Origin of the sequence: Bacillus sp. SRB_8 (assembly GCF_003264205.1) — a bacterium.
In the GTDB taxonomy this organism is placed as follows: Bacteria; Bacillota; Bacilli; order Bacillales; family Bacillaceae_G; genus Bacillus_A; species Bacillus_A mycoides.
Window position 1 is genome coordinate 408,162 of sequence record NZ_NADT01000018.1, and the last position, 22,725, is coordinate 430,886.

The following is a 22,725-nucleotide window of genomic DNA, read 5'->3' on the forward strand; positions in this document are numbered from 1 at the left end:
TTACGCCCTTTTTTGTTTTGATGGAATCATTGTATGAATACGGTCTACAACAGCATCTGTTGTTAAACCAATTTCTTCTAACAGTTTTGTTACACTACCATGCTCTATGAAGCGATCAGGAATACCCATTCGTTCAATTAAAGCACTATGGTATCCGTTCTCAGAAGCAAATTCAACTACTCCCGTTCCAAAGCCACCGATTAAACAAGCCTCTTCAATCGTTAAAATCGGTATATTTTTCCCTAAAAGCTCATGTAAATATGCTTCGTCCATCGGCTTAATAAAGCGAGCATTCACTACTTTCACTGATATTCCAGCTTGTTCAAGACGCTCAGCTGCTTCCATTGCCATCGGGATTGTCGTACCAAACGTTAAAATTGCTGCTTGTGTGCCTTCTTTTAACGTTTCCCATGTACCGATTGGAATCGCCTTTAATTCTTCATCCATTTGAACGCCAAGTCCATTTCCGCGTGCATAACGTAAAGCAATCGGCCCATCTTCGTATTGCATCGCTGTATATACTAAATGTTGACCTTCATTTTCATCTTTCGGCATCATAAGCACCATATTCGGCAAGTGACGTAAAAACGCGATGTCAAATACACCTTGATGCGTTTCACCGTCTGCTCCTACTAATCCAGAGCGATCTATTCCAATAAAAACGTTTAAATTCTGGCGACAAATATCATGAACAACTTGGTCATATGCTCTTTGTAAAAATGTTGAATAAATTGCTAAGAACGGCTTCATCCCTTGTGTTGCCATACCAGCTGCCATTGTTGTAGCATGCTGCTCTGCAATACCTACATCAATCATGCGATCCGGAAATTCTTTTTGGAATTTCTCAAGTTTCGATCCAACAGGCATTGCAGGCGTAATTGCAACGATACGTTCATCCGTTCTCGCTAGCTTAAGCACTGTTTCACTAACAACAGCACTCCATGCTGGTGCAACTTCTTTCGGTTTAACGAAGTCACCTGACTCAATTTTATACGATCCTGTTCCATGCCAAGTTCCAATAACGTCACTTTCAGCTGGTTTATAACCTTTTCCTTTTTTCGTAATAACATGAACAAGTACTGGGCCTTTTGTTTTCTTTGCATATTGCAACGTTTCGAATAACTTTTCATAATCATGCCCATCGACCGGACCTAAATATGTAAAGCCTAATTCTTCAAAAAAGACGCCTGATACTAGTAAATATTTTAGACTATCTTTTATTTTCTCTGCTGTCGCAGCAACTTTCCCGCCGACTGCTGGGATTTTCTTCAATATATACTCTAGTTCATCTTTTACCCAATGGTACTTCCCTGCGGTACGTAAACGACCAAGTACATTATGAAGTGCACCGACGTTTGGTGCAATTGACATTTCATTGTCATTCAAAATAACAATCATGTCCGTTTTTTCATGCCCAATGTGGTTCAATGCCTCTAAAGCCATTCCGCCTGTTAATGCACCATCGCCAATGATTGGTATAACGTATTCTTCCGTTTTCTTTAAATCACGTGCTAGAGCCATTCCCATTGCAGCAGATAACGACGTTGAACTATGACCAGTTTCCCAAACATCATGCTCACTCTCACAGCGTTTTGGAAAACCACATAGACCTTGGTATTGCCTTAATGTGCCGAATTCTTTCGCACGCCCTGTTAAAATTTTATGTACATAGGATTGATGTCCTACGTCCCATAAAAACTTATCTTTCGGACTATCAAATAATTTATGCAGAGCAATTGTGAGTTCTACTACACCTAAATTAGGTGCAATATGTCCACCTGTTTGAGAGAGCTCTTCAATTAAAAACTTACGAATATCCTCACTCAACCCCTCTAGTTCACTGATAGACATATCTTTCAAAAAACTAGGGTTTTGAATTTGCGTTAGATCCACATGGATCACTCACTTTCATTTCATAATCTGTCAACATGTCAAATATTATAAGAAACATTTACACAACACAAGAAATTATCTTTTCTATTCTTTTTATCTTGTCCTGCTTTCAGAAAACACTTCCATTTTTTCACTTATCATATTATACATCATATTTCTTTACGTGATGAAAAAAATAGCCGCTAACACGAAGTGATAACGGCAATGTAATCTACATATATTTTTGCCAATAACAAGAAAAGAAAAACCTTTTCCTACATTTATATCATAAAATGATGAATGACTCAACAAATGGAAACGCTGTTATATTAGTTATTACGTTTTGCGATTAAATCACAAATAGATAGTAAATATTCATCTTGTAATTGTAAGGAGCTAATAGAAGCTTTTGCTTTTGCAATTTTCTCCTCTAAAATAGATTTTGCTCTATCTACAGTAAATAACGTCGTATATGTGCTCTTCTCGTTGGAAGCATCACTACCAATCGGTTTTCCAATCTCTTCTTCTGTTCCTTCTACATCCAAAATATCATCTCTAATTTGGAAAGCTAGACCGATATATTTCGCAAATGCAAGTAACTTCTCTTCTTGCTCTTCTGTAGCATCAGAAAGTATCGCGCCTGCAAGTACAGCAAACTCAAGCAGTTTACCTGTCTTATGATTATGAATGTACTCTAATTCATTAATTGTAAGTCGTTTTCCTTCAGCTTCCATATCTGCCACTTGTCCAGCAACCATTCCTTCAGGTCCTGCTGCTTTCGCAAGCTCAAGTACAAGTCTTACTTTTTTTTCAGCAGAGATTTCTTTTTGCTCATATGCCATAATAACTTGAAAAGCATATGTCAACAAACCATCTCCCGCTAAAACTGCCATTGCTTCACCAAATACTTTATGATTTGTAGGCTTTCCTCGTCTTAGATCATCATCATCCATACAAGGTAAATCATCATGAATTAACGAATATGTATGAATCATTTCAAGGGCACAAGCTGCACCCACTCCAAGATTTCTTTCTTTCCCAAACGCTTGTAACGTTGCAAATAAAAGTAACGGGCGGAGACGTTTCCCACCCGCTTCCAAAGAATATGCCATCGCTTCACGAAGCACATTTGGACATTGTAATTCATTTGCATAGCTTACAAGCTTTTCTTCTACGAAAGTTTTACTCTCTTTCAAAAAAGCATCAAAAGCTATATGTGTCACTATGCTTCATCTCCTAAAGCAGTAAACGGTTTAAGCTCTCCATCTTCCCCAAGGATAACTGCCATTTGTTCTTGTACATCTTTCAATTTCTCATCACAAAGCTTAGATAATTCCATGCCTTCCTTAAAATAAGAAATTGCTTCCTCTAAAGGTACATCACCTTGTTCAAGCTTAGAAACGAGATGCTCAAGCTGCGAAATTGCTTCTTCAAAGCTTAACTTATTTTCCATTATTCAATTCACGCTCCTCTATGCTTGATACACTACAATCTAGTATTCCATCTTGTAATTGAACCGAAACAGCATCTCCAAGGCTAACATCTTTCACGCTTTTTAATACTTGTTTCTCTTCATCGTATACAAGCCCATACCCTCTCATCATTACTTTAAGCGGGCTTAATACCTCAAGCTTTTGAGCCGCTCTCACAAATACGAACTCCTTCGTTTGAAGTAATGTTTGCATTTCACGTTGCAACTGCTTTTGCAACGTTTCAATTGCCGTTTTCGTTTGTATAATTTTTTGAGACGGGTGGTGCTTTTCTAAATAAAATGAAAGTTGCTTTAATTGATTTACTTTTTTATCTATATAACGCTCTTTCGCTAAAACAAGTTGTTCAAGAGCCCTGTCTAACTGCTCTTCTTTTTGCTCGTACACTTGCCTTGGATAACGGAACGCATAAGATTTTTGTAACACTTGCAGTTTTTCTTCTTTTTTATGTACTCTCTCTCTCATTGCTCTTTGCAATCTCAGAGTTCTTTGTAATACCTTTTCTTGTAACTCTATAGTATTAGGTACCGCCAACTCAGCTGCTGCAGTCGGTGTTGGTGCACGTAAATCCGCGACAAAATCTGCGATTGTAAAATCTGTTTCATGGCCTACAGCCGAAATAATCGGAATCTCACTTGTGAAAATTTCTCTTGCAACTACTTCCTCATTAAAGGCCCATAATTCTTCAATAGAGCCTCCACCACGCCCAACAATTAAAACATCAATATCTCCCATTTCATTCGCTGTACGAATTGCTTGTACAATCGAGGGAGCTGCTGACTCCCCTTGTACAAGTACAGGAAACACAATAACATTTCCAATTGGATAACGACGTTTAATTGTTGTTATAATATCGCGAATTGCTGCTCCTGTTGGCGACGTGATTACACCTATTGTTTTAGCATACGGAGGAATTATTTTTTTATAAACTTGAGAAAACAAGCCCTCTTCCTCTAAACGAACTTTTAATTGCTCATAAGCTAAATGCAAGTTTCCAATTCCGTCAGGCTGCATGTCTTGAATATAAATTTGATAAGAACCACTCGCCTCATAAACAGAAATCTTTCCTTTTACAAGTACTTTCATTCCATTTTCCGGTCTGAATTTAATGTTACGATTATGACCCGCAAACATAACCGCTGCAATTCTTGCATTTTCATCTTTCAATGTAAAATACATATGACCACGACTATGATATTTAAAGTTGGAAATTTCTCCTTTTAACCAAACAGACTGTAAATGCGGATCATACTCTATTTTTGTTTTAATATAGCGTGTTAATGCTGTAACGGTTAAATATTGTTTCTCCATTTCTCTCTCCTCATAGCCGATTCAAATTATTGACAAACAACACCTGCACGCTTTGCAGACTCCACAGTGTTGTGAAGAAGCATTGTAATAGTCATTGGGCCGACTCCTTTTGGCACAGGCGTAATGTAACCTGCAACGTCTAATACATTGTCAAAATCAACATCACCACAAAGTTTGCCTGTTTCTAAACGGTTAACACCAACATCAATTACAACCGCACCCTCTTTAATATAGTCAGCTGTTACCATTTTCGGTCGTCCAACGGCTACGATTAAAATATCAGCTAACTTCGATAATTCTTTTATATTTTGCGTCTTAGAATGACAATATGTGACAGTTGCATTTTCATTTAAAAACAGTTGCCCCACTGGTTTACCAACAATATTACTTCTTCCAATTACAACAACATGCTTTCCAGAAATATCAAGATTCGTTTCTTTTACTAATTCTAAAATGCCATGCGGTGTACATGGAAGGAATGTGTCTTGTCCCGTCATCATACGTCCTACGCTGATTGGGTGAAATCCATCTACATCCTTTTCCGGTGAAATTCTTTCAATGATAGCTTTTTCTTCAATATGTTTTGGTAAAGGTAATTGTACCAATATGCCATTAATGCGGTCGTCTCCATTTAAGCGATCGATTTCAGCAAGCAAACGCTCCTCAGTAATCGTTTCAGGAAGTTCTATTAGCTCTGAATAGATTCCTACTTGCTCACAGCCTTTTTCTTTTCCTTTTACATAAGAACGAGATGCTGGATCTTCTCCAACTAAAATAACTGCTAATCCTGGTACAATCCCTTGCTCTTTTAACTTCACAACTTTTTCTTTTAATTGTGCTCGTTTTTTCTCCGCAACTTCATTTCCTTTGATGATTACTGCTACCATTTTAAGTTTCCCCCTTAAAGAAATTACAGTGTATCTTTTATATTAGATAAAACGCCGTTAATAAAACGACGAGATTCCTCATCCCCAAATGTTTTTGCGATTTCAATTGCTTCGTTAATTGTTACATTGTGCGGAATTTCTTCCATGTATTTCATCTCACACACAGCTACACGTAAAATACTGCGATCAACAATACTAATACGCTCAAGCTTCCACTTTTTTAAATTTTGACGAATTGCTGCGTCAATCTCTTCTTTGTTGTCTACAAATCCTACAACAAGTGATTCTAGAAACTCATTTGTTTCTTCGCCTTCATCTAGCGTATTTTCCACCGCTACTTTCGGTTCTAATTCACCTGTAATATCCATTTGGTATAATGCTTGCATTGCTCTTTCTCTAGCCGTCCTACGTTTCATTGTAACTCTCCTTTATACTTCAAGTCTTTCCTTATGTTTTGTTATATTATTATAATTTATAAGCCGTCAATTCACTTACTCTTGCAGTTTTCATTGATTTTCCAACCTTATAATACAATGATAATAACACAATTTATCGTTTCACACACGGGGTACAAGGCTGAAAAATAATAAAAAGATTAACTTCAAGTTCCATATCTTATCACAATGTACGTTTTTTGGAAAAATGAAACATACCGTTTTATTTTTCTTTTTTTTTGAAATAGTATAATAATTAGAGGGTTTTAATTTGTGAAGAAATGAAACGATAAAAAAGATGCCTATTTTACTAGGCACCTTTTTCCACTCTTACACTGGTTCGATTTCTGTTTTTTGTGTTTCGAATGTTACGCCAACGATGTGAACGTTCACTTCTTTTGGCTCAAGTCCTGTCATTGTAAAGAGTGCTTGGCGAATATTGTCTTGAATTTTTTGTGCAACAACCGGAATCGCTACACCAAAATACATCACAACATAAAGGTCAACAATAATATCTTCGTTTGCTAATTCAACCTTTACACCTTTACCATGATTTTTCTTACCTAACTTCTCAACAACATCTGTAGCAAAATTACCACGCATTGCCGCTACACCTTCTACTTCAGCAGCTGCAATACCTGCAATTACTTCGATTACTTCTGGTGCAATTTCTACTTTTCCAAGAGTTGTATCTTGACCCATATCTAACATATGTTCAGCCATGAAAAAAACCTCCTTTAATGTATCACTGCGTCACAAGTTCATGCTCTTCCAAAAATTTCGTGTTAAACTCACCTTTTACAAAATCAGGATGCTCTAGCAATTGCAAATGGAACGGGATTGTTGTATGTACGCCTTCAATGACAAACTCACTGAGCGCTCGCTTCATTTTTGCAATTGCCTCTTCACGTGTTTTTCCGTGAACAATTAATTTAGCAACCATCGAATCATAGAAAGGTGGTATTGAATATCCCGGATATACAGCTGAATCGACGCGAATACCAAATCCGCCTGGTGGTAAGTACATTTCTACTTTACCTGGAGATGGCATAAATTTTTTGGCAGGGTTTTCCGCATTAATTCGACATTCCATTGCCCAACCATTAAATTGTACTTCTTCTTGCTGTAACGATAACTTTTCTCCAGAAGCAACAAGAATTTGTTCTTTAATTAAATCCATCCCTGTTACCATTTCAGTAACTGGATGTTCAACTTGGATTCTCGTATTCATCTCCATGAAATAAAAGCTTTTCGTTTTATATTCATAAATAAACTCAACCGTACCAGCACCTGTATAATCAACCGCTACCGCCGCTTTAACTGCTGCCTCACCCATTTGCTTGCGAATATTCTCATCAAGTGCAGGTGATGGACTTTCTTCTAATAGTTTTTGCAGACGGCGCTGAATTGTACAATCACGCTCTCCTAAATGAATGGCATTTCCATGTGTATCTGCCATTATTTGAATCTCAACATGGCGGAAATCTTCAACGTACTTCTCCAAGTATACACCAGGGTTCCCAAAAGCGGTACTGGCTTCTTGCTGTGTAATTTGAATTCCTTTTACAAGCTCTTCTTCATGGCGCGCAACACGAATACCTTTTCCGCCGCCACCTGCAGTCGCTTTAATGATAACTGGATATCCAAGTTGATTAGCAAGCTCGATCGCTTCTTCGGTATTTTTAATAATCCCTTGTGAACCTGGTACAATCGGAACCCCTGCTTCTTTCATTGTATCACGTGCAACGTCTTTTGTGCCCATCTTTGAAATGGCTTCTGGGCTTGGACCGATAAAAATCAAGTTACACTCACGGCATAATTCTGCAAAATCTGCATTCTCTGCTAAAAATCCATATCCCGGATGAATTGCATCACAACCTGTTAATTTCGCAACACTAATAATGTTCGTCAAATTTAAATAGCTTTCTTTTGAAATCGTTGGTCCAACACAATACGCTTCATCTGCAATTTGCACATGAAGTGACTCTTTGTCTGCTTCTGAATAAATTGCAACTGTTTCAATATCCATTTCTTTACAAGCACGAATAATTCGTACAGCAATTTCCCCACGATTGGCTATTAATACTTTTTTTATCATCACAAAGACTCCCTTATTACGCTTTTACAAGAAATAGCGGTTGTCCATACTCAACAAGCTGTCCATTATTAACAAGAATTTCAACAATTTCGCCCTCTACATCTGCGTCAATTTCGTTAAATAATTTCATAGCCTCAACAATACATACGATAGAATCTTTCGATACTCTGTCCCCAACACTTACATATTGAGGTGTATCAGGCGAAGAAGAGGAATAAAATGTCCCTACCATCGGTGATGTGATTTTATGTAGGTTTTCATTTTGAACAGCTGTCTTCTCTTCTTGTTTTGGCGCTTCTACTTGCGCTGCCGCTACTGCTGTTTCTACTTCGACAGATGCTGCTGGCTGTACTACCTGTTTCGTTACCGGTGCTTGCACAGTAACTACTTCATTACCACGTTTTTTCATTTTGATTGTTGTACCGTCTTTTTTGTATTCAAATTCATCAATATTAGAGCTATCAATTAATTTAATTAATTCACGAACTTCTTGAATTTTAAACATGTAAAATCCACTCCCATACTCTTGTTTGTCCCGTTTTTACAGATTGGCATCAAACTGATTTACTGTAAAAATACGATGCATTCTATTAGAAAATTTATTCCTATGACATTTACTAATAGAAATATTTACTATTCCCATCTTACGCTAAATTTTTTAAACATTCCAATTTATATTTCTTTATTATAAATCGAAATTCCTGTAAAAATATTATTCCACTAAAAAATTATTACCTAGTAATAATACCAAGTTTCACACGAAATTGGCAAGACCACTTCCTAAAAAACATTCTTTACTTTTTCAAAACTGCAAAGTGTAAAAACGTAATTCCCTCAGCATTCTTCATTTTATCTACGGTAAAAAAACATATTTTTACCAAATATTATTTTTTTGTTTACGCGCCGTTCATTCTTCCTTCATAAAAGAATAGTATGTTCAAAGTGTAGCAAATTTATTGTAGTGAGGTGCGGACATATGATATGGCTCATCCTGTTCTTGCCTGCCGTAGTGATTTGGACATTGGTCCTCTTCATTCACGTCAAATCTGGAAAAACTAATCACCATCATCACGAACCATTAATCTTTTACTCACAGCGTATTTCCCCGTTTCCAATTGAAAATACTAAATACAACTGCAAAGATGAAATAGAAAAAAGCTATCGAAAACGATAGCTTTTTTCTATTATTCTTTTATCTAATTTGAAGCAGCAACACCTATTATAATTTCAATTTATTTTACTGATGGATCAAATTTCACACCTACATCTTTTGAACCACCTTCACTTCTTACGAGCTGAATAATTTTATTCGCTTCTTTTTGTGAATGCTTTGCCGATTTAACTGTTACTTTAATGTCCGTTCCATCAGCTCTTACAAGAGCATCCTTATATCCGCCTTGAGATTTAATCACTGTCTCAAGTAATTGTTGCTTCGTTTCCATCGTAGTGATTGCATCAAGATTATCTTTCGCTTTACTCTTTTCTTCTGCTGAAGATTTTGATGACTTCATTACATTTTGTAACTTTTCTTTCTCTACACTACGCTGATCTTCCATTTGCATACGTAGCGCTGTAAAATTCTCATCGCTTGATTGAACTGTTACGCTAGCCTCTTTTTTACTTGTTTCTTTTTTGTCATTCTCTTTTTTGTCTGTTTCTTTATTTGTAGTTTCCTTGCTTGTATTTTCTTTTGTTGTCTCTTTATTTGTAGTTTCTTTCGTTGTTTCTTTTGTAACTGCTTTATCAACACCTTGCTTTTCTTGTCCCATCTTTTCACCCGTTGCCGGTGCTGCTGTATTCATTTTATCAGGAGTTGTTACGTAATAAACAGATAGTACAACCACTAAACTTAACATCGTTAATAGCCAAACCGTTTGTTTTTTTAACACTTTATTTCCTCCCTATCAATTTTTCGGTGATACTGAAACGCGATGAGCTGGTACATCTAATAATCGCGTCACAGCTTCTTTTACCATTGCTTTTATTTGTATATTATCCACTCCCTTTGCTACGACCAGAACACCTCGTACTTTCGGTTTCTCTGTTCGCAAAACAATTGGAGTTTCTTTATCACCTTCACGTATAATGACTGTCTTTTCATCAAGAGACTCGTCTTCTACTTCCCTTTTCCCGCCTGCTTTATCAGTTTCACCTGTCGTTTGTGAACGTTTTACTGTATTTTTCTCGAGTATTTTTTCTTCAGATGAATCTAAGTTCACTTTAATAGTTACATCTTTTACTCCGGCTATCTCTTCTAAAGAAGCTTTCAATTCTTGTTCATACGCTTTTTCGTATTTTTCTACATTTGACATATTATCATTGTTTTTTTGACCGAAAGTTGGTACATCTTTATCTTGGCTTTGACTTGTCTTTTCTTTAAACACAGGCACTTCTTCTTTTTTAGGTGATAAGAAATTACTAGAAAACATAAGCGCAATCCCAAGTATGAGTAGGACAAGCAAAAACTTAGGTGTTACCTTTTTCCCCTTCTCATTACTTTCTTTTCCATCCCCATTTAATAAGTTTCGAAAAAATGAGAACCTCGAATTTTTATCTTTATTGTCCATTTACGCTACCTGTCCTCCCTTCCATCTGAACTTGGATTTGTTTATCCTCTAGTTGCCACCTGCTTGAAAAGAAATCTTTCATTTCTACATTCGTTTCTTCTATTTTTTTTGGAGGTTCTTTCATATTAATTTCAATTGGCTTTACTGTTTCGATTGCATCATTTTTACTACGTTCTTTTTCTTTCAACGTCACAACAACAGATTGAATATCTTTCGCTGACTTTACTTCTTCTGCATGTTCCACTGCGACTATTTGTATTTCAGAGACTGTCATACCATACTTTTTCTCAAACTCTTTTCCTACGTCTTTTTTCATTTTGGTAGCCATCTCTTCTAAACTATATGCACGTGTTAGAGCTTGTATTTCTTTTTTCTTCGAATCTATCGAATTTTTTACAGATCCATCTGCTACGTACTTTTCCTCATTGAAATTTGCGATAACTTCATTTACATCTGTTTGTAACAACTTAAATAGAGGCGTTAAAATTAATACGACTAACAATAGACTTACAACGAATTTAACGTACTTTTGCAAATTTGAATTTGGAAGAATAAGATGAAGCATTGTCGCTAAGAGTAAAAAAACGATAATATTTCTAATCCACTCTGTAACAAATTGCATACTCTTCACCTCCTACCGCATCATGAGAGTAATGTTCCCGGCAGCAATAATAATTGTGATACTTAAAAAGAACATAAATGATACGATAGCTAAGCAAGCAAATACGTAAATGATACTTCGTCCAATGATATCTAAACATTGAATAATTGCTCCTCCGCCTACCGGTTGCAATACTGCTGCTGCGAATTTATAAATAAACGCGATACAAAAAATTTGAATCGCTGGGAAAGCGACAATTAAGCATAAAATAACGAGCCCGATAATTCCGACTGTGTTTTTTAATAATCCAGATGCACTAATAACAGTATCCGCCGCCTCAGTAAACATCCTTCCTACTACAGGAATGAAGTTTCCTGTTACAAATTTAGCCGTTTTCACAGCTATACCATCAGCAACGGCTGACGCTGTTCCCTGTACAGATAATACGCCTAAAAAAACCGTCAAAAAGATACCAATAATCCCAACACTAACGTTTTGCAAAAGCTTGGACAATTTCGTAACTTTATATTGATCACTCATCGTGCTTACAATACTTAATATAGTTGCAAGTAATAAAAGTGGTAGAACGATATAGTTCATAAGAAGCCCACTCGTATTCATTAAGAAAATGATAATCGGATGAAAAAACGATACAGAAACAACACCGCCGCCTGTTGCTATGAGTGCGAGTAAAATTGGTAATAACGCTAGTATGAAATCTACCATTGTTTGTATCGTCTCTCTTGCATATGTCATGACGACATAAAAACTATTTAAAGCGAAAATAATAAGTACCATGTATACGACTGCATCAGCGATTTTACTCACGCTACTCTTTGAAAAAGCAGATTGCAACGATTGCAACAATGCACTGAAAATCGTGAGCATAATGAGCGTTCCAAGTAACTTTCCATTTGCAACAAGCTCATGAAATAAATATTTTAGTAGACCTATCATCCACTCTTTTATGGAGAACTCTTTTTCTCCCTTTACAAACTCCATAAAGCTTCCTTTTTGACTCTCTGGTAAATAGCCTCCATACTTTGTAACAAGCCCGTCCCAAAATTGCTTCACATCTTCAATTCCGAGCTTATCCAATTGTTGATCAACGACGTTTGTTTCTATAGGAGAAGCTTGTACAACAATCGGTAAAGAAAAGAAAAGGAAGCAAGCAAATAATAGCTTAGCTCCAAACTTCCTCAACATTCACTCCCCCTTATCCCGTAGGTAAAAAACCGAGAATTGTTTCAATTACAACCGTCAAAATAGGAATTGCCATGACGAGAATTAAGATTTTCCCAGCTAATTCAATTTTCGAAGCGATTGCACCTTGACCAGCATCCTTTGTAATTTGCGCACCAAACTCAGCGATATAAGCAATCCCTATAATTTTCAATAACGTTTCTACATATACGTTGCTAACCTTCGCTTCACTCGCCACTCTCTCAATCATTTGTAAAATAGAATGAATTTGATCGATTAAGAGAAGAAACATCATGCTACCAATGAACACAATAAATAACGATGTAATACTAGACTTATGCTGATTTAAAACAGCAGCTAAAAATGTAGCAACGAGGCCTAATCCGACAATTTGTATAATTTCGATTCGAACCGCCTCCTTTACTGGAAGAGAAAGACACTTTTAATCTTGTCGAATAGAGTATTAATTAAAAATGCAACATGAAACAAAATAACGACAAAACCGACAAGGATAACCCAATTTGCAATATCCTCTCGCTTTAATTCTTTTAGTACAGTATGAATGAAAGCTAAAACAATGCCGATTCCGGCGATTTGAAATATTAATCCAACATCAATGGACATCGCCTTTCTCCCCCCTATAGCAGTAAAATTACGATAAGTAGCCCTGCTAGTACCCCTAAACTCTTTATCATTTTTTCATATTGTAGTTGTAATGCTTTCGCTTCTCCTTCTTCTCTCTCCAAATGTGTAATACATAAGCGAATATGTTTTTGCTGTGATTCACGATCATGTTGTCCAAGTGTTTCACCAAATTGTTGTAAGATTTCATACTCGGTTTGTTTAAACGCCGTTAACGTCCAGTTCTCCTTCAAACTATCAATCCAAGCTTCTCTAACTGTTTGCTCCCCGTCCTCTAGCCGTTTCGAAAAGCTTTGAAATATCCAATTTAACGGCTTCGGCATTTGTTTGACTAAACGCTCTGCAGCCTCAGATAACGGCGTGTGTCCATACATAATTTCAGCTTCTAATGATTGCAATGCTGCCTTCAATAACCTAAGTTGCCGCGGTCTCTCACTGTACCTTTTAGCGTATGAAAATCCGAAAAAAGTGCTAACAGCAACTATTAATACCGCACCAAATATTTTCACCATACGCCTTGAACCTTTCTATGGGATAATACTGGTTTTCCATCTCTATCTTTCACTTGCATAACTGTTCCTGGCCCTCTCGCTTTTGATAATTCCACAAACCTATCAAATACACCAAGTTCCAGCACCGCCTGTAACGATGGACGTTTCACAACGTCATCATAAGAAAATCCATGTGCACTTATAAAAAGCTGAACACCTGCATGTACCGCCTCCATAATCGCTTCACTATCTTCTTTACGTCCAATTTCATCTACGATTAATATGTCTGGGCTCATAGAACGAATCATCATCATCATTCCTTCAGCTTTTGGACAAGCGTCTAATACATCTACTCGCACGCCAAAGTCATATTGCGGGATTCCTTTCACACAACCCGCAATTTCTGATCGTTCATCAACAATCCCCACTTTACATGAAGGAATTTTCGAAGCACTTACACCTTGACTCATACAGCGTGCTACATCTCTTAAAAGTGTTGTTTTCCCCGTTTGCGGTGGGCCAATTACCATCGTGTTTAACCATCGCGATTCATAAAGATATGGCAGAAGCGGCTCAGCAATCCCTATTTTTTGACGGGCAATACGAATATTAAAAGAAGAGACATCCCGAATCATTTTCACTGCACTTTTTTCTGTAATGACTTTTCCAGCTAGGCCAATTCTATGTCCTCCTCGTAGTGTCACATATCCACGTTTCAATTCCTCTTCCATCGTATAAATTGAGAATTGGCTTAATTTATTCAATAAATGGATCGCATCTTCCGCTGTAGCGATATAGTCATAGAAAAACACTTCTCCATGTGCGATACACTCTAGTGGCCTTCCAATTCGAACGCGAATTTCCTCTAGAGTATCGTATTGTTTACAGCCTTCAACTAACTGTTTCATCGTTTTCGGTAAAACTTCTAATACTTCTTTCATAAGCTTCTCCCCACTATACTCGACTTACTATTTCAACAACGCGATAAAAATGCAGCCAATTCCAAGTGCTAGAAAAAAGAGTTTCAAGAAAGAAATCTCACTTGCTACACTCGCTATGCCAATTGTCATTGTTAAAATTAATACGGTCGGTCCAACAAACGCCAACATACCATTTATAAACAATGCTTTCTTCGCATCATTCACGTAAAGCATAAGCAGAGCGGCGAATATTTCCGCGCTTCCTGAAAACAACCGAAGTAACCCCATAACAAGCACGGATGTTTCCATTGCCGCTAGCCACTGTTTCATTCTCCCACCTTCTCCCATAACAGTTACTACTTCCTTATTCTGAAAAAGAATATATTTGTACAACCATATGCAGAGGTTGTCTATTTCAGAAGTAAAAACATAATTTTTCTCTATCGACTTTATAGAAAACTGAATATTCTCATTAATATATGGTATATTTAATAGAAAAGGAGCATAGATGATGAAGCAAGTTACTTTACTACCACTCGATTTACGATATGCAAATGTGCTTTTTGAGCTATCAAGCAATCCACATGTAAAAAATGCATTAGGGATAAAAGTAGAATCAGTGGAAGATACAAAGGCGTTCATTCTTTTTGCAATTGGAGAGGAACGAAAAAAACACTCCTTATCAAGAGTGATTGTAAGTGAGGAAAATGAAATAATTGGCCTCACGACACTTAAACATATTAATTACGAACAAAAGCACTCACATATTGGAAGTTGGCTCGGCTATCAATATTGGGGAAGAGGATATAACGAATCTGCGAAAAAAGAGATCTTTAAAATCGCTTTTTTAGACTTGCAACTTACATACGTATTTGCCGGTGCTAAAACGAATAACATTCGCTCTTTAAAAGCACAAGAGAAACTATCTTACATTTCATTACATGTGGAAAAACAATTTCCAGACGTACACGCTGCTTTGGAGAAAGAAGTAAAATCACCTTGCGTACTGCATGTTGTATCATGCGAAAAATTTTCAAATTGGTTGGAAGTACAAAATGAGGGGGGAAAATATGAAAGGATTGAAAATTAGTTTAACAATTGTAGTAGAATTAGCTATTATTTATCTTTTTTCAAAAATGGTTGGCTGGTCATTTATGGAGAGCTTTTTCCTTGGCAGTCTAGCAATATTTGCAATTACGTGGTTAATTATTATGAGTACCTTTAGAAATAACAATATGGATCATGCAACGAATAAAACTTTTACCGGTATTGAAACTGGTGAAATACGCCCGTTTCAAATTGTTTTGACTCCATATATTATGGGTACCCTTTCACTCGTCACAGTTAGTTTTGCTATAACTGCAATTTACTATCTGCCCTATTTCCTATAAAAAAAGCACTCGTGATAATCACGAGTGCTTTTCTACTATGCACGAGAAACGTATTTACCTTCACCAGTGTTGATGATAAGCATTTCGCCTTCGTTAATGAAGATTGGTACTTGTACAACAAGACCAGTTTCTAATTTAGCTGGTTTTGTTACGTTAGAAGCTGTGTCACCTTTAATACCAGGCTCTGTTTCTGCAACTTTTAATTCAACTGTGTTCGGAAGTTCAACACCAAGTATTTCATCTTGGTATGTCATAATAGATACTCCCATGTTTTCTTTTAAGAATTTTAATTCGCGCTCGATTTGGTTTTCACCAAGTTCGATTTGCTCATAAGTTTCGTTATCCATAAATACGTGAGACTCACCGCTCGCGTATAAGTATTGCATACGACGGTTTTCGATGTGTGCTTTTTCTACTTTTTCACCTGCACGGAATGTTTTCTCTTGAACAGATCCTGTGCGAAGGTTACGTAGTTTAGAGCGAACGAATGCAGCACCTTTACCTGGCTTTACGTGTTGGAAATCCATTACTTGCCAAAGGGCATTGTCCACTGAAATTGTTAAACCTGTACGAAAATCGTTTACTGAAATCATGTAAAAAAATCCTCCTGTGTATTACAAAATAATAAGTTCTTTTGGTGATTTCGTTATTACTTCATTACCTTCACTTGTTACAATGATATCATCTTCAATACGTACCCCGCCAACACCTGGAATATAAATACCTGGTTCTACTGTTACAGCCATACCTGGTTCAAGTACTGTATCAGAACGGAACGCTAAACCTGGTGCTTCATGGATTTCAAGACCGATTCCATGACCAGTAGAGTGTCCGAAGTATTCACCATATCCTTTTTCCGTTATGTAATCACGCGTTAATGCATCAGCCTCACGACCCGTTAAACCAGCTTTAATACCGTTCACACCACGTAGTTGTGCTTCTAAAACAATATTATAAATTTCTTTTAATTTATCAGATGGTTCACCGACTGCAATCGTACGAGTAATATCAGAGCAATATCCTTTGTAATAAGCGCCGAAGTCTAATGTAACGAAATCTCCTTTTTCTATCACTTTTTCAGATGCCACGCCGTGCGGTAATGCCGAACGAAGACCTGAAGCAACGATAATATCAAACGAAGAAGATGTTGCTCCTTGTTTTCTCATGAAAAATTCAAGTTCATTTGACACTTCAATTTCAGATACTCCCGGGCGAATGAATGATAGAATATGCTCAAAGGCAGCATCTGCAATCTGTGCAGCTTCCTTTAATATCTTAATCTCTGAATCAGTCTTTATCAAGCGTAACTTTTCTACAAGCCCAGAAGTTGGGATGAATTCAGCTTCGATCGCTTCATTATGCGTTACGTAAGAGCTATATGTAAGAGTATCTTGCTCAAATCCTAGCTTTTGAATTCCAAGTTCTTTAACTTGTTTCGCAACTTCATCAAGAATTAATCCTGCATGCTGCACTATTTCGTATCCAACCGCTTGCTTACTAGCTTGCTCTACATAACGGAAATCTGTAATAAATAGAGCACGCTCTTTTGAAATTAGTACAACACCAGCTGTTCCTGTGAAATTCGCCATATATCTACGGCTATGTTCATTCGTTAATACGATACCGTCAATACCAGCCTCATCAAACGCACTTCTTAATCTCTCGATCTTTTCCATTACTTTATGCCTCCCTCAATTTCTCCATTAATGCAAATAACGCTAACTTATAGCCATAAAAACCAAATCCAACAATTTGTCCCGCACAAACAGCCGCCGTCACAGATTCGTGACGGAACGATTCACGCTGGTGAATGTTAGAAATATGTACTTCAATAACAGGAATCGAAATGCTCGCAATTGCATCTCGAATCGCATAGCTATAATGCGTAAATGCTCCAGGATTTAAAATGATCCCTTCATATATATCTTCAGCCTCATGAAGACGATCGATAATAGCACCTTCATGATTCGATTGGAAACATTCTAACTCCACTCCCATTTTCTCTGCTTCGTGTTTCATATCTGTTTCAAGCGTCGCTAACGTTCCTTTTCCGTATACATTTACTTCCCTAACGCCAAGGCGATTTAGGTTAGGACCATTTACGAGGAGTAACTTTTTCATTTTCTTAAAACTCCTTAATATTAAAAAATGTCTATACGACATTTTAACATAGGAATCACTTATTTGAATAGTTTGTCTTCTCGACCCCTTCTCCTCTATTTGTATTATTCGATTCGAATGCTACAGAATACGAAATAAAAACACCATATAATATAAAGACACATATTGTCGTTACAATTGTTTCTTTCGGTAAATGGAGTGCACTTTTAATAACAGGTGCCATTAGCCCCATCCCCAAAAATAATAATGCCCACCAAAACAAACCGTATAGTACGCCAGGGAATACTCCTTCAAACTTTTTAAAAAGGGCTTTATAGAGAAATGCCACTAAAATTGAAAGAAGTCCCATACAAACGATACCTAGTACATTTCCCCAAACCCCTTCTTTCCAATCTCCAAATGCAAACGGTAAAAGTAAATAGTTAGGTCCAGCTTCTGTAAATGAGAATATATGAAGGAAATACCATATACCTCCCCAAAATAAGCCACCAAATAAACCAATTTGTACAAAGTTTCTTATTGTTGATTGTTCTTGATTCACATTGACACCTCCGCTCACTAGTATGCCCGAAACTATTTTGAGGCATGTTTAAATCCTGCAAAATTTGTCTATAAAAAGAATAAGAAATGTCCGACTCTCGTAACATTTTCCCTTGTCATCTGCCTGTATTTGTCGATAAAATAAAGGAAACTCGGTGATTGTCTTATTTCAAGATGAAAAAACCAAGTATGACAATTGCCTCTTTTTCTACATAAGAGAGAAACAAATACAGGTTGGTGTTAACATGGCAGAAGAGTCAAAACAAATATATGGCGGGCAGGCAGTCATAGAAGGAGTTATGTTTGGCGGTAGAGAATATACTGTTACAGCGGTTCGTCGTAAAGATAAATCGATTGAATTTTATCGTTTACCACGCGTTCGTAATAAAGCATTATCTCTACTAAAGAAAATTCCATTTTTACGAGGTATTGCCGCTATTGTGGATGCAAGTGCGAATGGAGCGAAACATTTAAACTTTGCTTCAGAACGATTTGATGTCCACCCAGAAGAAGATGAACAACTTGCAAATAAAAAAGAAGAACAATCAAAATTAACGATGGTATTAGGAGTTGCAGCAGTTGGCGTTTTATCGTTCATATTCGGTAAAGTAATTTTCACAGCAGTTCCTGCACTTTTAGCTGAATTAACGAGACCGATTTTCCCATCTCATACAGGGCAAATCATTGTCGAAAGTGTCATTAAGCTCATGCTATTATTGAGCTATATATACTTCATTTCTTTAACCCCACTTATTAAGCGGGTATTTCAGTACCACGGTGCGGAACATAAAGTAATCAATGCTTACGAGAATAACCTTCCACTGACTGTAGAAAATGTTCAAAAGCAAACTCGCCTCCATTATCGCTGTGGCAGTAGCTTTATAATATTTACAGTCATTATTGGAATGTTTGTTTATTTCCTAGTTCCTACAGATCCACTTTGGGCAAGGGTAGTAAACAGAATTTTATTAATTCCAGTTGTTCTCGGCATTTCTTTTGAAGTATTACAATTTACCAATCGATTACGAGATGTCCCTGTTTTGCGAGTACTTGGATATCCAGGATTATGGCTGCAACTATTAACAACGAAAGAACCAACAGATGATCAAGCGGAAGTTGCAATCGCATCGTTTGAAGAATTATTACGTTTAGAAAACAAACAATAATTATTTAAAAATGGTGTTCAACTCCTTTCCTCATCGTTAATATACTAATTTTAATATATGTTTTTAGGAGGTGTCCCTTATGAACGGTCGTTCGTTTACATTCGCTATATTTGTGCTTATTATCGGATTAGCAATATTCGGCCTTGTTTCATCTGTTATTACAGATCCAATGGGAGTATTGAAAAACATTGGTATCATGTTAGCTGTCGTCGGTATCTTTTACTTACTCTACAAAATGTTTACAAACTCTAGTGGTTCTGCAAATTCGCAAAGCTCATATAAGCGTGCAGCGAAACAATCGAACCGCAAACACGGGAAACAAAATGTAGCACCCCTAAGTAATTCTTTCTTGAAACGAAATGCTTCTGATGACAAGGGGAAAAAGGGTAATTCTCCATCGTTGAAAAGAAAAAGAAAACAATCTCATTTAACTGTCATTGAAGGTAAAAAAAACAAAAAGAAAGACCGTGCTTCCTTTTAGGAAATACGGTCTTTTTTATCTCAATTAGTATGGGCAAATAATCAGTGGGGATGAGAAAAGCCCCGACTGATTAAAGTTTCACTTTATATGTTGAAGTACTTCTTTCAAACTTTTATCTTTCATACTTTCGATACGAAGGTGATGGTTTTCAAATTGTAAATTTCTTGTCACATCATTAGGTACGACGACACATTTTAATCCTGCTGCAATTGCTGCTTTCAATCCATTTAATGAATCTTCAAATACAACAGCTTCCGATGGTTCAACTCCTAATTCTTCTATCGCAACTTTATAAAGAGCTGGATCTGGTTTTACTTTCTCGACATCTTCTCTCGTTTTAATCACTTCAAAATACTCTCTAATCTGTAACTCTTCTAAAAAAAGAACGACCCACTCTCTAGATGAGCTAGAGGCTAATGCGATTTTTAATCCAAGTTCTTTCGCTTCTTCTAAATATTCTTTTACACCGTCACGTGCTTTCGGTATTTTCATTTTTTCTTTATGTAAAGTTGTTACTTTTTCCTTTAATGTATGCTCATTAAACTTTTCTTTTAATTGCTCTTTTAAATATGCATAAAGCACTTCATCTGTCGTTCCAATACATTTCGCAAATTCCTCTAAAGGTAACTCGCTGCCGTATTCACGAACAGCATCTCTGAAAGAGTGAAACCATATTGTTTCTGTGTCCACAATTAATCCATCAAAATCAAAAATAATCGCTTTCATGATTCTCCCGTCCTTTTCGATTGAAATAAAAAAGGAAACGCCACACGTTCCCCTTAATTACTTTTCTCTTCATTTGCTTTTTGAACACCACGAAGTGTTTCTACTCGAACTTCATCTTGTTCAAAGTATTGTACTAAATCACCGATACGGTCAATTGATTCCCAACTTAAATGATGTTCAATTCCTTCTACATCATTATAAATTTTGCTTTCATCCACACCGATAATGCGCATAAACTGTTCTAACAATTCATGACGATATACGAGACGTTCTCCGATTTTTTTACCTTTTGATGTTAATACAAGCCCTCTATATTTTTCATAAATTAGATATTCGTCTTTGTCTAATTTTTGTACCATTTTTGTTACAGAGGATGGATGTACACTAAGCGCTTCAGCAATATCAGATACACGGGCATAACCCTTTTCATCAATCAACAAATAAATTTGTTCAATATAATCTTCCATACTAGGGGTAGGCATCGGTTTCCTCCATCCAATTTCATTTTGCTTATTCCGTACGAAGCAATCAATAAAATGATACACCAGAAAGAATAACGTGACAAGGTGGAAACGAGCCTAAATATATAAAACAAAAAAAGAATCCAGATTCCCCTTATGTAAAATATTGAATTTCTGCATCGGGAAAATACTCATATATATAACCTCGTATTGTTTCTTCCAATACTTCTGCATCATCCTTTTGATATACATATTTCCCAATACCGTATCGTCCCCATTTATATTTCCGCTTCTCTTCATCCATTTCAAGTTTCGTATTCGGATAACGTTCTTGAATGACTTTTTTGGCTGGTTTCGTAAAACGATGTTGAATTAATTCGAACGTTAAATTTGGTATCGTCATGTCTTTTAACTCATTGTACAATCGTTCAAACAATTCACGGTACCCTTCTTCCCACCCTTCATGCATATAAATTGGCGCAACAATAAAGCCAAGAGGATAATTAGCCCCCGCTACTTTACGAGCAGCCTCAATTCGCTCTTCAAATGGCGATGTCCCTGGTTCAAAATTTTTAATCACATAACGTGAATTAATACTAAATCGAAAACGCGTTTTCCCATTATGCTTTGCATCTAATAAATGATCAACATGCGAATATTTCGTAACGAAACGTAAACGTCCATGTTCACTTTCTCCCATAAACTCTATCGCCCGCTTTAATGCATGTGTCAAATGATCAATTCCAACGATGTCTGATGTACACGCCGCTTCAAATCTTGTTATTTCAGGGGCCCTTTCATCCATATATTGCTTTGCCTTCTCAAAGATTTCATCTAGATTCACATACACCCTTACGTAAGGTTTACTCCCAAGTGTCGTTTGCAAATAACAATAATGACAATGTCCCATACACCCTGTTGCAAGCGGAATTGCATATTCAGCTGAAGGTTTTGATGTATCGAACTTTAACGTCTTCCTCACCCCAACGACAAGTGTTGCTTTTGCATTACGATACTTTTGCAATTCATTTTCCCCTGGAAAATTTCTAATTTGATTGTGTGATGTCGTTTCACGAATTTCTAATCCCATCTTCGTAAACTTCTCATAAAGCTCTTTTCCAAGCGGATATTCGAGTGCCCTCGGTTCAAAGTAAACGAGTTTTGGCATAAATGGTTTCATGTGCTTCCCTCCTCTCGTTAGTATGGGAAGCACATGAAAATTAACACAGATTAAAGTTTTCCACTTCAGTAACTTGCGTTGCAAGTTACTGACTGTTATAATTTAGATAACATCTACCTTGCAAGGCAAGTTACCTGGATAAA

The 22,725-nt window shown here is 36.7% G+C and carries 30 protein-coding genes; 5 read left to right on the forward strand and 25 right to left on the reverse strand.

Going from position 1 to position 22,725, the window contains the following annotated elements; all coding sequences use genetic code 11:
• The 9 genes from dxs to accB form a co-directional block, all read right to left on the reverse strand.
• Positions 1 to 1,893, reverse strand: a complete 1,893-nt coding sequence (dxs, locus tag B5P40_RS12165; RefSeq protein WP_002129043.1) for a 1-deoxy-D-xylulose-5-phosphate synthase — start codon at positions 1,891 to 1,893, stop codon at positions 1 to 3.
• A 308-nt stretch (positions 1,894 to 2,201) separates the two neighbouring features.
• Positions 2,202 to 3,095 (reverse strand): (2E,6E)-farnesyl diphosphate synthase, encoded by an 894-nt coding sequence (gene ispA, locus B5P40_RS12170; RefSeq protein ID WP_002129045.1) that lies wholly within the window; start codon positions 3,093 to 3,095, stop codon positions 2,202 to 2,204.
• Positions 3,095 to 3,325 (reverse strand): exodeoxyribonuclease VII small subunit, encoded by a 231-nt coding sequence (gene xseB / locus B5P40_RS12175; protein ID WP_000428422.1) that lies wholly within the window; start codon positions 3,323 to 3,325, stop codon positions 3,095 to 3,097. The genes ispA and xseB overlap by 1 nt, the downstream gene beginning before the upstream one ends.
• A complete protein-coding gene (gene xseA / locus B5P40_RS12180) occupies positions 3,315 to 4,673 on the reverse strand; it encodes an exodeoxyribonuclease VII large subunit (protein WP_002015068.1) in 1,359 nt (452 codons plus the stop codon). Before xseA ends, xseB begins: the two co-directional genes overlap by 11 nt.
• Positions 4,674 to 4,699: 26 nt before the next feature.
• Entirely contained in the window at positions 4,700 to 5,560 is an 861-nt protein-coding gene (gene folD, locus B5P40_RS12185; protein WP_002067081.1) for a bifunctional methylenetetrahydrofolate dehydrogenase/methenyltetrahydrofolate cyclohydrolase FolD, read from the reverse strand.
• Between the two features lie 23 nt (positions 5,561 to 5,583).
• Positions 5,584 to 5,976, reverse strand: a complete 393-nt coding sequence (gene nusB, locus B5P40_RS12190) for a N utilization substance protein NusB (RefSeq protein ID WP_002067080.1) — start codon at positions 5,974 to 5,976, stop codon at positions 5,584 to 5,586.
• Positions 5,977 to 6,324: 348 nt separating this feature from the next.
• A complete protein-coding gene (locus B5P40_RS12195; protein ID WP_000807630.1) occupies positions 6,325 to 6,717 on the reverse strand; it encodes an Asp23/Gls24 family envelope stress response protein in 393 nt (130 codons plus the stop codon).
• Positions 6,718 to 6,739: 22 nt separating this feature from the next.
• Positions 6,740 to 8,092 (reverse strand): acetyl-CoA carboxylase biotin carboxylase subunit, encoded by a 1,353-nt coding sequence (gene accC, locus B5P40_RS12200; RefSeq protein WP_002015065.1) that lies wholly within the window; start codon positions 8,090 to 8,092, stop codon positions 6,740 to 6,742.
• Positions 8,093 to 8,108: 16 nt separating this feature from the next.
• Positions 8,109 to 8,597 carry an acetyl-CoA carboxylase biotin carboxyl carrier protein gene (gene accB, locus B5P40_RS12205; RefSeq protein WP_002129047.1) on the reverse strand — a complete coding sequence of 163 codons (489 nt, stop codon included), beginning with the start codon at positions 8,595 to 8,597 and terminating at the stop codon, positions 8,109 to 8,111.
• A gap of 471 nt (positions 8,598 to 9,068) precedes the next feature.
• Here accB and B5P40_RS12210 point away from each other — a divergent pair, with 471 nt between their 5' ends.
• Positions 9,069 to 9,266, forward strand: a complete 198-nt coding sequence (locus tag B5P40_RS12210) for a hypothetical protein (protein WP_012261697.1) — start codon at positions 9,069 to 9,071, stop codon at positions 9,264 to 9,266.
• Between the two features lie 58 nt (positions 9,267 to 9,324).
• Here B5P40_RS12210 and B5P40_RS12215 read toward each other — a convergent pair whose 3' ends face one another.
• From B5P40_RS12215 to B5P40_RS12255, 9 genes are read right to left on the reverse strand one after another with little or no spacing between them, the layout of a single operon-like run.
• Positions 9,325 to 9,981: a SpoIIIAH-like family protein gene (locus B5P40_RS12215; RefSeq protein WP_002015062.1), complete on the reverse strand. Its 657-nt coding sequence runs from the start codon at positions 9,979 to 9,981 to the stop codon at positions 9,325 to 9,327.
• Positions 9,982 to 9,996: 15 nt separating this feature from the next.
• The gene (gene spoIIIAG / locus B5P40_RS12220) at positions 9,997 to 10,659 is read right to left on the reverse strand and encodes a stage III sporulation protein AG (RefSeq protein ID WP_002088572.1); all 663 of its coding nucleotides are present in this window, start codon (positions 10,657 to 10,659) and stop codon (positions 9,997 to 9,999) included.
• Entirely contained in the window at positions 10,649 to 11,281 is a 633-nt protein-coding gene (gene spoIIIAF, locus B5P40_RS12225) for a stage III sporulation protein AF (protein WP_002015059.1), read from the reverse strand. Before spoIIIAF ends, spoIIIAG begins: the two co-directional genes overlap by 11 nt.
• 12 nt (positions 11,282 to 11,293) lie before the next feature.
• Positions 11,294 to 12,466 carry a stage III sporulation protein AE gene (gene spoIIIAE, locus B5P40_RS12230; RefSeq protein WP_002033983.1) on the reverse strand — a complete coding sequence of 391 codons (1,173 nt, stop codon included), beginning with the start codon at positions 12,464 to 12,466 and terminating at the stop codon, positions 11,294 to 11,296.
• Between the two features lie 10 nt (positions 12,467 to 12,476).
• Entirely contained in the window at positions 12,477 to 12,860 is a 384-nt protein-coding gene (gene spoIIIAD, locus B5P40_RS12235) for a stage III sporulation protein AD (protein WP_078172833.1), read from the reverse strand.
• A gap of 23 nt (positions 12,861 to 12,883) precedes the next feature.
• Positions 12,884 to 13,087, reverse strand: coding sequence for a stage III sporulation protein AC (spoIIIAC, locus tag B5P40_RS12240; protein WP_000020914.1), 204 nt, complete (start codon positions 13,085 to 13,087; stop codon positions 12,884 to 12,886).
• Between the two features lie 14 nt (positions 13,088 to 13,101).
• A complete protein-coding gene (gene spoIIIAB / locus B5P40_RS12245) occupies positions 13,102 to 13,617 on the reverse strand; it encodes a stage III sporulation protein SpoIIIAB (protein ID WP_002088574.1) in 516 nt (171 codons plus the stop codon).
• Positions 13,611 to 14,537: a stage III sporulation protein AA gene (gene spoIIIAA / locus B5P40_RS12250; protein ID WP_002088576.1), complete on the reverse strand. Its 927-nt coding sequence runs from the start codon at positions 14,535 to 14,537 to the stop codon at positions 13,611 to 13,613. The genes spoIIIAB and spoIIIAA overlap by 7 nt, the downstream gene beginning before the upstream one ends.
• A 27-nt stretch (positions 14,538 to 14,564) precedes the next feature.
• The gene (locus tag B5P40_RS12255; protein WP_000816054.1) at positions 14,565 to 14,846 is read right to left on the reverse strand and encodes a YqhV family protein; all 282 of its coding nucleotides are present in this window, start codon (positions 14,844 to 14,846) and stop codon (positions 14,565 to 14,567) included.
• A gap of 178 nt (positions 14,847 to 15,024) precedes the next feature.
• Here B5P40_RS12255 and B5P40_RS12260 point away from each other — a divergent pair, with 178 nt between their 5' ends.
• Together B5P40_RS12260 and B5P40_RS12265 are read left to right on the forward strand one after the other, a co-directional pair.
• Complete coding sequence (locus tag B5P40_RS12260) at positions 15,025 to 15,606, forward strand: GNAT family N-acetyltransferase (RefSeq protein WP_002129049.1); 582 nt, start codon at positions 15,025 to 15,027, stop codon at positions 15,604 to 15,606.
• On the forward strand, positions 15,587 to 15,907 hold the full coding sequence (locus B5P40_RS12265) for a hypothetical protein (RefSeq protein ID WP_002129051.1): 321 nt from the start codon (positions 15,587 to 15,589) through the stop codon (positions 15,905 to 15,907). Before B5P40_RS12260 ends, B5P40_RS12265 begins: the two co-directional genes overlap by 20 nt.
• A gap of 35 nt (positions 15,908 to 15,942) precedes the next feature.
• On the opposite strand, the gene efp is transcribed toward B5P40_RS12265, so the two are convergent.
• Genes efp through B5P40_RS12285 form a run of 4 tightly spaced genes read right to left on the reverse strand, consistent with a single transcriptional unit; the run spans position 15,943 to position 18,569 of the window.
• Positions 15,943 to 16,500, reverse strand: a complete 558-nt coding sequence (efp, locus tag B5P40_RS12270) for an elongation factor P (RefSeq protein ID WP_002129052.1) — start codon at positions 16,498 to 16,500, stop codon at positions 15,943 to 15,945.
• Between the two features lie 21 nt (positions 16,501 to 16,521).
• Complete coding sequence (gene pepQ / locus B5P40_RS12275) at positions 16,522 to 17,583, reverse strand: Xaa-Pro dipeptidase (RefSeq protein WP_002015050.1); 1,062 nt, start codon at positions 17,581 to 17,583, stop codon at positions 16,522 to 16,524.
• Between the two features lie 4 nt (positions 17,584 to 17,587).
• A complete protein-coding gene (gene aroQ, locus B5P40_RS12280; protein ID WP_002015049.1) occupies positions 17,588 to 18,028 on the reverse strand; it encodes a type II 3-dehydroquinate dehydratase in 441 nt (146 codons plus the stop codon).
• Positions 18,029 to 18,083: 55 nt separating this feature from the next.
• Positions 18,084 to 18,569, reverse strand: coding sequence for a YqhR family membrane protein (locus B5P40_RS12285; RefSeq protein ID WP_113709278.1), 486 nt, complete (start codon positions 18,567 to 18,569; stop codon positions 18,084 to 18,086).
• Positions 18,570 to 18,813: 244 nt separating this feature from the next.
• Between B5P40_RS12285 and B5P40_RS12290 the strand changes: the two genes are divergently transcribed.
• On the forward strand, positions 18,814 to 19,734 hold the full coding sequence (locus tag B5P40_RS12290) for a DUF1385 domain-containing protein (RefSeq protein ID WP_002015047.1): 921 nt from the start codon (positions 18,814 to 18,816) through the stop codon (positions 19,732 to 19,734).
• Positions 19,735 to 19,813: 79 nt separating this feature from the next.
• The gene (locus B5P40_RS12295) at positions 19,814 to 20,215 is read left to right on the forward strand and encodes an SA1362 family protein (protein WP_002129056.1); all 402 of its coding nucleotides are present in this window, start codon (positions 19,814 to 19,816) and stop codon (positions 20,213 to 20,215) included.
• Positions 20,216 to 20,293: 78 nt separating this feature from the next.
• Here B5P40_RS12295 and B5P40_RS12300 read toward each other — a convergent pair whose 3' ends face one another.
• The 3 genes from B5P40_RS12300 to splB form a co-directional block, all read right to left on the reverse strand.
• Positions 20,294 to 20,941 carry an HAD family hydrolase gene (locus tag B5P40_RS12300; protein ID WP_002129058.1) on the reverse strand — a complete coding sequence of 216 codons (648 nt, stop codon included), beginning with the start codon at positions 20,939 to 20,941 and terminating at the stop codon, positions 20,294 to 20,296.
• A 53-nt stretch (positions 20,942 to 20,994) separates the two neighbouring features.
• Positions 20,995 to 21,423 (reverse strand): transcriptional regulator MntR, encoded by a 429-nt coding sequence (mntR, locus tag B5P40_RS12305; RefSeq protein ID WP_001143080.1) that lies wholly within the window; start codon positions 21,421 to 21,423, stop codon positions 20,995 to 20,997.
• 133 nt (positions 21,424 to 21,556) lie between these two features.
• The gene (gene splB / locus B5P40_RS12310; protein ID WP_350207756.1) at positions 21,557 to 22,582 is read right to left on the reverse strand and encodes a spore photoproduct lyase; all 1,026 of its coding nucleotides are present in this window, start codon (positions 22,580 to 22,582) and stop codon (positions 21,557 to 21,559) included.
• Positions 22,583 to 22,725 lie beyond the last annotated feature (143 nt).

Excerpts from the sequence above, each read along its gene's own strand:
- xseB (WP_000428422.1), bottom strand. The coding sequence starts at position 3,325 with ATGGAAAATAAGTTAAGCTTTGAAGAAGCAATTTCGCAGCTTGAGCAT.
- spoIIIAC (WP_000020914.1), bottom strand. The coding sequence starts at position 13,087 with ATGTCCATTGATGTTGGATTAATATTTCAAATCGCCGGAATCGGCATT.
- B5P40_RS12295 (WP_002129056.1), top strand. The coding sequence starts at position 19,814 with ATGAACGGTCGTTCGTTTACATTCGCTATATTTGTGCTTATTATCGGA.
- B5P40_RS12260 (WP_002129049.1), top strand. The coding sequence starts at position 15,025 with ATGATGAAGCAAGTTACTTTACTACCACTCGATTTACGATATGCAAAT.
- mntR (WP_001143080.1), bottom strand. The coding sequence starts at position 21,423 with ATGCCTACCCCTAGTATGGAAGATTATATTGAACAAATTTATTTGTTG.
- spoIIIAG (WP_002088572.1), bottom strand. The coding sequence starts at position 10,659 with ATGGACAATAAAGATAAAAATTCGAGGTTCTCATTTTTTCGAAACTTA.
- accB (WP_002129047.1), bottom strand. The coding sequence starts at position 8,597 with ATGTTTAAAATTCAAGAAGTTCGTGAATTAATTAAATTAATTGATAGC.
- B5P40_RS12210 (WP_012261697.1), top strand. The coding sequence starts at position 9,069 with ATGATATGGCTCATCCTGTTCTTGCCTGCCGTAGTGATTTGGACATTG.
- efp (WP_002129052.1), bottom strand. The coding sequence starts at position 16,500 with ATGATTTCAGTAAACGATTTTCGTACAGGTTTAACAATTTCAGTGGAC.
- folD (WP_002067081.1), bottom strand. The coding sequence starts at position 5,560 with ATGGTAGCAGTAATCATCAAAGGAAATGAAGTTGCGGAGAAAAAACGA.
- B5P40_RS12195 (WP_000807630.1), bottom strand. The coding sequence starts at position 6,717 with ATGGCTGAACATATGTTAGATATGGGTCAAGATACAACTCTTGGAAAA.
- accC (WP_002015065.1), bottom strand. The coding sequence starts at position 8,092 with ATGATAAAAAAAGTATTAATAGCCAATCGTGGGGAAATTGCTGTACGA.
- xseA (WP_002015068.1), bottom strand. The coding sequence starts at position 4,673 with ATGGAGAAACAATATTTAACCGTTACAGCATTAACACGCTATATTAAA.
- spoIIIAF (WP_002015059.1), bottom strand. The coding sequence starts at position 11,281 with ATGCAATTTGTTACAGAGTGGATTAGAAATATTATCGTTTTTTTACTC.
- B5P40_RS12290 (WP_002015047.1), top strand. The coding sequence starts at position 18,814 with ATGGCAGAAGAGTCAAAACAAATATATGGCGGGCAGGCAGTCATAGAA.
- B5P40_RS12265 (WP_002129051.1), top strand. The coding sequence starts at position 15,587 with ATGAAAGGATTGAAAATTAGTTTAACAATTGTAGTAGAATTAGCTATT.
- aroQ (WP_002015049.1), bottom strand. The coding sequence starts at position 18,028 with ATGAAAAAGTTACTCCTCGTAAATGGTCCTAACCTAAATCGCCTTGGC.
- splB (WP_350207756.1), bottom strand. The coding sequence starts at position 22,582 with ATGAAACCATTTATGCCAAAACTCGTTTACTTTGAACCGAGGGCACTC.
- spoIIIAB (WP_002088574.1), bottom strand. The coding sequence starts at position 13,617 with ATGGTGAAAATATTTGGTGCGGTATTAATAGTTGCTGTTAGCACTTTT.
- B5P40_RS12300 (WP_002129058.1), bottom strand. The coding sequence starts at position 20,941 with ATGAAAGCGATTATTTTTGATTTTGATGGATTAATTGTGGACACAGAA.
- pepQ (WP_002015050.1), bottom strand. The coding sequence starts at position 17,583 with ATGGAAAAGATCGAGAGATTAAGAAGTGCGTTTGATGAGGCTGGTATT.
- B5P40_RS12255 (WP_000816054.1), bottom strand. The coding sequence starts at position 14,846 with ATGAAACAGTGGCTAGCGGCAATGGAAACATCCGTGCTTGTTATGGGG.
- nusB (WP_002067080.1), bottom strand. The coding sequence starts at position 5,976 with ATGAAACGTAGGACGGCTAGAGAAAGAGCAATGCAAGCATTATACCAA.
- spoIIIAE (WP_002033983.1), bottom strand. The coding sequence starts at position 12,466 with ATGTTGAGGAAGTTTGGAGCTAAGCTATTATTTGCTTGCTTCCTTTTC.
- spoIIIAA (WP_002088576.1), bottom strand. The coding sequence starts at position 14,537 with ATGAAAGAAGTATTAGAAGTTTTACCGAAAACGATGAAACAGTTAGTT.